Source organism: Burkholderia sp. Cy-637 (assembly GCF_011753175.1).
Lineage (GTDB): Bacteria > Pseudomonadota > Gammaproteobacteria > Burkholderiales > Burkholderiaceae > Burkholderia > Burkholderia gladioli.
This window is the reverse complement of sequence record NZ_VWWC01000284.1, coordinates 1-4,954: the sequence shown is the minus strand read 5'-3', so window position 1 is coordinate 4,954 and position 4,954 is coordinate 1. Positions and strand designations below refer to the sequence as shown.

Below are 4,954 nucleotides of genomic sequence, written 5' to 3'. Positions count from 1 at the left end.
GCTGTCGTGGCCGGCGCGGTAGCCCTGCGCGTGGCCCTCGGCCTGGCCGCTGGCCATGCCCTCGGCATGGGCGGCGTCGCGCACCCGCTGCAGTTCGGCGGCCAGCGCGGCGGCGGCCGCCTCGCCGTCGTCCTCGACGGGCGGCGCGGGCGGCTTCGGATCGAACGAGGCCATCTCCCACCGCTGGTAGGCGGTCATCGAGGCCGCGCCGCGAGCACGCTCAGACATAGGCGTCTTCCGCCTTGCCGCCGATCACCACCTGGCCGTTCTCGGCCAGGGTGCGCACGATCTGCAGGATCTTGCGCTGCTGCTGCTCGACCTCGGAGACGCGCACCGGGCCGCGCGCGTCGAGATCCTCGGCGAGCAGCTCGGCCGCGCGTTGCGACATGTTGGCCAGGAACTTCTGGCGCAGCGGCGGCGGCGCGCCCTTGAGCGCGACGATCAGCGTTTCCGACTCGACTTCCTTGAGGATCAGCTGGATCGCGCGGTCTTCCAGGTCCAGCAGGTTCTCGAACACGAACATCTCGTCGACGATCTTCTGCGCCAGGTCCGGATCGTAGGCCTTGACGTTGGCGAGCACGGCTTCCTCGTGCGAGCTGGTCATGAAGTTCAGGATCTCGGCGGCGGTGCGGATGCCGCCCATCGGGCTGCGCTTGAGGTTGTCGCTGCCCGACAGCAGGCCGGTCAGCACCTCGTCGAGCTCGCGCAGCGCGGCCGGCTGGATGCCGTCGAGCGTGGCGATGCGCAGCAGCACGTCGTTGCGCAGCCGCTCGGTGAAGCAGGAGGCGATCTCGGAGGCCTGGTCGCGGTCGAGGTGCACCAGGATGGTGGCGATGATCTGCGGGTGCTCGTTCTTGATCAGCTCGGCCACCGCGCCCGAGTCCATCCACTTCAGGCCCTCGATGCCGCTGGTGTCGCTGCCCTGCAGGATGCGGTCGATGATCGCGCCGGCGCGGTCCTCGCCGAGCGCCTTGGTCAGCACCGAGCGGATGTACTCGCCGGAATCGAGCGACAGCGCCGAATGCTTCTCGGCCTCCTGCACGAATTCCTTGAGCACCTCGTCGAGCTGGTCGCGCGTGACGTTCTTCAGCGCGGCCATGGTCACGCCGATCTTCTGGACCTCGCGCGGGCCCAGGAACTTGAACACCTGCGCCGCCTCTTCCTCGCCGATCGACATCAGCAGCAGCGCGCTTTTCATCAGGCCTTCAGCGCTCATCGGTCACCCAGTTCTTCACGACGGTCGCGACGATCTTCGGATCCTGCCGGGCGATCAGCTTCGCGTAGTCGAGGTTGCGTTCGTAACGGTGCTTTTCCGCCTCGAACGAGAGCAGCGCCGCCTCGGGCGACGCCTCCGCGCCGAGGCTCGATTCGAGCGCCGGCAGGCCGTCGAGCGCGGGCTCGTCCGGGCCCGGCAGCGCGCCGGCGCTGGCCACCGCCGGCTCGTGCGGCGGGAACGCGCGGCGCATCGCCGGGCGCACGAACATGAAGTACAGCGCGGCGGCGGCCACGCCGATGCCGAGCCACTTGGCGATGTCCTTGGCCATCGCGATCATGTCCGGCGTGCGCCACCAGGGCACGTCGGCCAGCGGATCGGCCAGCTCGGTGAACTGGCTGTTGACCACGTTGACCGAGTCGCCGCGCTTCTCGTCGAAGCCCATCGCGTCCTTCACCAGCTGCTCGACCTGCTTGAGCTTGTCGGCGCTGAGCGGCTGCATCGTCACGTGGCCCTTGGCGTCGGCCACCGGCAGGTTGTTGACCACCACCGCCACCGACAGGCGCTTGATGCCGCCGGTGGCCTGCTCGACGTGGCTGACCGTCTTGTTGAGCTCGTAGTTGGTGGTCGAATCCTTGCGGTCGCTGATCGGCGTGGGCGGCGTGCCGGCCGCGCCGCTGGCGCCGGTGATCGGCGCCGAGGCCGGCTGCGGCGGCGTGTTCGACAGCGCGCCGGGCACCCCGCCCGCGCCGCTTTGCGACATCTCGGTGGCGCTGGTGGTCTGCTGGCTGCGGATCGCGGCCTGCTGCTGGCTGCCGTTGGGCGAATAGCTTTCCGAGGTCTGCTCGGCGCGCGAGAAATCGACGTCGGCGCTGACCTGGGCGCGCGTGTTGCCGGCGCCGAACATCGGCGCGAGGATCGCGTCGATGCGCTTCTGGGTGTTGCGCTCGACCTGCTGGACGTACTTGAGCTGGTTCGCGTCGAGGCCGGCGGCCGATTGCTGCTGCGACAGCAGGTTGCCGTCCTGGTCGACGATGGTGACGTTCTTGGCCGGCATGTCGGGCACGCCCGAGGCGACCATGCGCGTGATCGCCAGCACCTGGCCGTCGTCCAGCACGCGGCCCGGGTACAGGTCGACGAACACCGAGGCGCTGGGCGCCTCGCGCTCGCGCACGAACACCGAGGGCTTGGGGATCGCCAGGTGCACGCGCGCGGCGCGCACCGCGTTGATCGAGCCGATGGTGCGCTCCAGCTCGCCTTCCAGCGCGCGCTGGTAGTTGACCTGCTCGGCGAACTGGCTGATCCCGAACTTCTGGTTGTCCATCAGCTCGAAGCCGACCGAGCCGCCCTTGGGCAGCCCCATCGAGGCCAGCTTCAGGCGCGTCTCATGCACCATGCTGGCGGGCACCAGGATCGCGCCGCCGGCATCGGTGAACTGGTAGGGAATATTGGATTGCTGCAGGGCAGCAATGATGGCGCCGCCGTCGCGGTCCGACAGGTTGCTGTAGAGCACCTTGTAGTCGGGGGCGCGGCTCCAGAGCACCAGCGCGACGATCGCCGCGATCGCCAGCGCGGTGACGATCACGAACGGCAGCTTGGGGTTGGTGCGCATGCGCGACAGGTTCGGGAAGCCGGACAGCCGCTCGGCGAAGCCGCCCAGCCCGAAATCCGCGCCGGCCGCGCCCGCGCCGGCGCCAGGCAGCGCACCGGCGGCCATGGCCGCGTTGGGCGGCGTGCCGGCGACGGCGTTGCGCGCGTCGGGATTGATCAGCGAGTTGGCCTGCGAATCCATGCTTCGGGTTTCTCCACAGCGGGCTGCCGCTCGGCCGAGCGGACGGACAATGACACGATGCGATTATTCCGGCGCGCGGGCGGCTCCGATCGCGGGAACAGAGCCGAGTTTTCCCCGTACTTCGCCCGCTTTGGGCGCCGCCGCGCTTGCTATCCTTGCTCGCAATCCGGCATCGCGTCGTCGCGCCGCGCTTTTTGCGGCGGCCTTCGGCGCGGATTCGGGGCTGGATCGGGCCGGGCCCGCCGGGGCCCCTTGCCGGTTTCCCATCCGTATCTTCTGTGGAGACCCCATGACCGCGCCCGTCAACGGAATCGCTTCGGCGCTGCAACAGATGCAGGCGATGGCCGCCCAGGCGAGCGGCGCGAGCGCCGCGGCCACGGCCGCCGGCAACGGCGCCGCCACGGCCAGCGGCTTCGCGGGGGCCCTGAAGGCCTCGCTGGACCGGATCAGCGACACCCAGATGAAGGCGGCCGGCGAGGCCAAGGCCTTCGAGCTGGGCGCGCCGAACGTGTCCCTCAACGACGTGATGATCGATTCGCAGAAGGCCAATATCGGCCTGCAGTTCGGTCTGCAGGTCCGAAACAAGCTCGTCAGCGCGTACAACGACATCATGCAGATGTCGGTCTGACCCGGCCGGCGCACCCCCTCGCGCCGACTTCGCGCTAAAGCTTTCCCCGTCATTACCGATAACGCCGGTATTACACAGCGTTACGCATGCCGTTTCGACGGGCGTCGCGCCACACGTCACGATCGCATCAACAGGAGGGCCGTCATGTTTTCCCCAGGACACGCTGGAGCCAGTGCCTACGCGCGCGTCGGCGTCGAGACAGGGGTGATGGGCGCGTCCCCGCATCGCCTGATCGCGATGCTCTACGAGGGCGCCCGCAAGGCGATCGCCCAGGCTCGCCTGCACCTGAACACCGGCAATGTCGCGGCGCGCGGCGAGGCGATCGGCAAGGCCATGCAGATCGTCGAGAGCGGCCTGCAGGCCTCGCTCAACGTCGAGGCCGGCGGCGAGATCGCCGAGCGCCTGAACGCGCTCTATGCCTATATCCTGCGCCGGCTGCTGGAGGCCAACGTGGGCGCCAGCGATGCCATGCTGGTCGAGGTCGACGGCCTGCTGGCCACGCTCGAGGAGGCCTGGGTCGGGATCGCCCCGGAAGTGGCCCGCATGATGGCGGGGCAGGCCCAGCCGGAAGCCGTACGATGAGTCGCAAGGCAGCTTATCTCGCCCGCTACGAGGCGATCGCGGAAGTGTCCGGCCGGATGCTGATGGCCGCGCGCGGTGCGGATTGGCCGACGGTCGACGGGCTGCAGGCGGAGTACCAGACGCTGGTCGACGGCCTCAAGGCCGCCGAGGAAGGGGTGATGCTCGACCCGACCGAGCGCGGCCACAAGTACGCGCTGATCCGCCGGATCCTGGCCGACGACGCCGCCATTCGCGATCTCGCCAGCCCCGAGGTGGCGCGGCTGTCCGCGCTGTTCGACGCGGGCCGCTCGACGCGCATGCTCAAGGACATCTACCAGGCGCGGCGCTAGTCGCGGCGGGGCCGTCACACCACCAGACGCAGACAGACACGGACGCCGGCTCGGGCCGCGCGGGGACTCACCATGACCGGGATCGACGCGGTTACCGCCGCCATGCTCGCCAGCCGCATCGACAGCCTGCTCGAGGGCGGCGTGTCGGCCGGCGCGCCCGCCACCCAGGTCGGCATCCCGACCGGGGCGGCGCGCGGCACGCCGCCGGCCAACTTGCCTTTGCCGGCGCCGAACCCGCCCGCGCCCTCGGCGCAGACCGCGCTGTCGAGCGTGGCGCTGACGCTCGACGCGATTTCGCGCCATGGCGGCGATGCCACGCCGGTGGTGGTCGGCAAGCTGCCCCTGCTGGACGCGCCGCCCGCGCTGGTCGACCTGCTGGCGGGCGATGCGTCCAGCAGGGGCAGCTTGCA

At 70.0% G+C, this 4,954-nt stretch carries 5 protein-coding genes and 2 pseudogenes; 4 read left to right on the top strand and 3 right to left on the bottom strand.

Going from position 1 to position 4,954, the window contains the following annotated elements:
• The 3 genes and pseudogenes from F3J10_RS34325 to fliF form a co-directional block, all read right to left on the bottom strand.
• Positions 1-228, bottom strand: a pseudogene (locus F3J10_RS34325) (flagellar assembly protein FliH); the annotation flags it as partial.
• Complete coding sequence (gene fliG, locus F3J10_RS34320) at positions 221-1,216, bottom strand: flagellar motor switch protein FliG (RefSeq protein ID WP_025100307.1); 996 nt, start codon at positions 1,214-1,216, stop codon at positions 221-223. The pseudogene F3J10_RS34325 and the gene fliG, both read right to left, overlap by 8 nt.
• Complete coding sequence (gene fliF / locus F3J10_RS34315) at positions 1,206-3,005, bottom strand: flagellar basal-body MS-ring/collar protein FliF (RefSeq protein WP_167243934.1); 1,800 nt, start codon at positions 3,003-3,005, stop codon at positions 1,206-1,208. Before fliF ends, fliG begins: the two co-directional genes overlap by 11 nt.
• Before the next feature lie 289 nt (positions 3,006-3,294).
• Here fliF and fliE point away from each other — a divergent pair, with 289 nt between their 5' ends.
• The 4 genes and pseudogenes from fliE to F3J10_RS34295 form a co-directional block, all read left to right on the top strand.
• Positions 3,295-3,633: a flagellar hook-basal body complex protein FliE gene (fliE, locus tag F3J10_RS34310; protein ID WP_013699685.1), complete on the top strand. Its 339-nt coding sequence runs from the start codon at positions 3,295-3,297 to the stop codon at positions 3,631-3,633.
• A gap of 144 nt (positions 3,634-3,777) precedes the next feature.
• Entirely contained in the window at positions 3,778-4,215 is a 438-nt protein-coding gene (gene fliS, locus F3J10_RS34305) for a flagellar export chaperone FliS (RefSeq protein WP_025100305.1), read from the top strand.
• Positions 4,212-4,544 carry a flagellar protein FliT gene (locus F3J10_RS34300; protein WP_167243933.1) on the top strand — a complete coding sequence of 111 codons (333 nt, stop codon included), beginning with the start codon at positions 4,212-4,214 and terminating at the stop codon, positions 4,542-4,544. Before fliS ends, F3J10_RS34300 begins: the two co-directional genes overlap by 4 nt.
• A gap of 72 nt (positions 4,545-4,616) precedes the next feature.
• Positions 4,617-4,954, top strand: a pseudogene (locus F3J10_RS34295) (flagellar hook-length control protein FliK); the annotation flags it as partial.

Excerpts from the sequence above, each read along its gene's own strand:
- fliS (WP_025100305.1), top strand. The coding sequence starts at position 3,778 with ATGTTTTCCCCAGGACACGCTGGAGCCAGTGCCTACGCGCGCGTCGGC.
- fliF (WP_167243934.1), bottom strand. The coding sequence starts at position 3,005 with ATGGATTCGCAGGCCAACTCGCTGATCAATCCCGACGCGCGCAACGCC.
- fliG (WP_025100307.1), bottom strand. The coding sequence starts at position 1,216 with ATGAGCGCTGAAGGCCTGATGAAAAGCGCGCTGCTGCTGATGTCGATC.
- F3J10_RS34300 (WP_167243933.1), top strand. The coding sequence starts at position 4,212 with ATGAGTCGCAAGGCAGCTTATCTCGCCCGCTACGAGGCGATCGCGGAA.
- fliE (WP_013699685.1), top strand. The coding sequence starts at position 3,295 with ATGACCGCGCCCGTCAACGGAATCGCTTCGGCGCTGCAACAGATGCAG.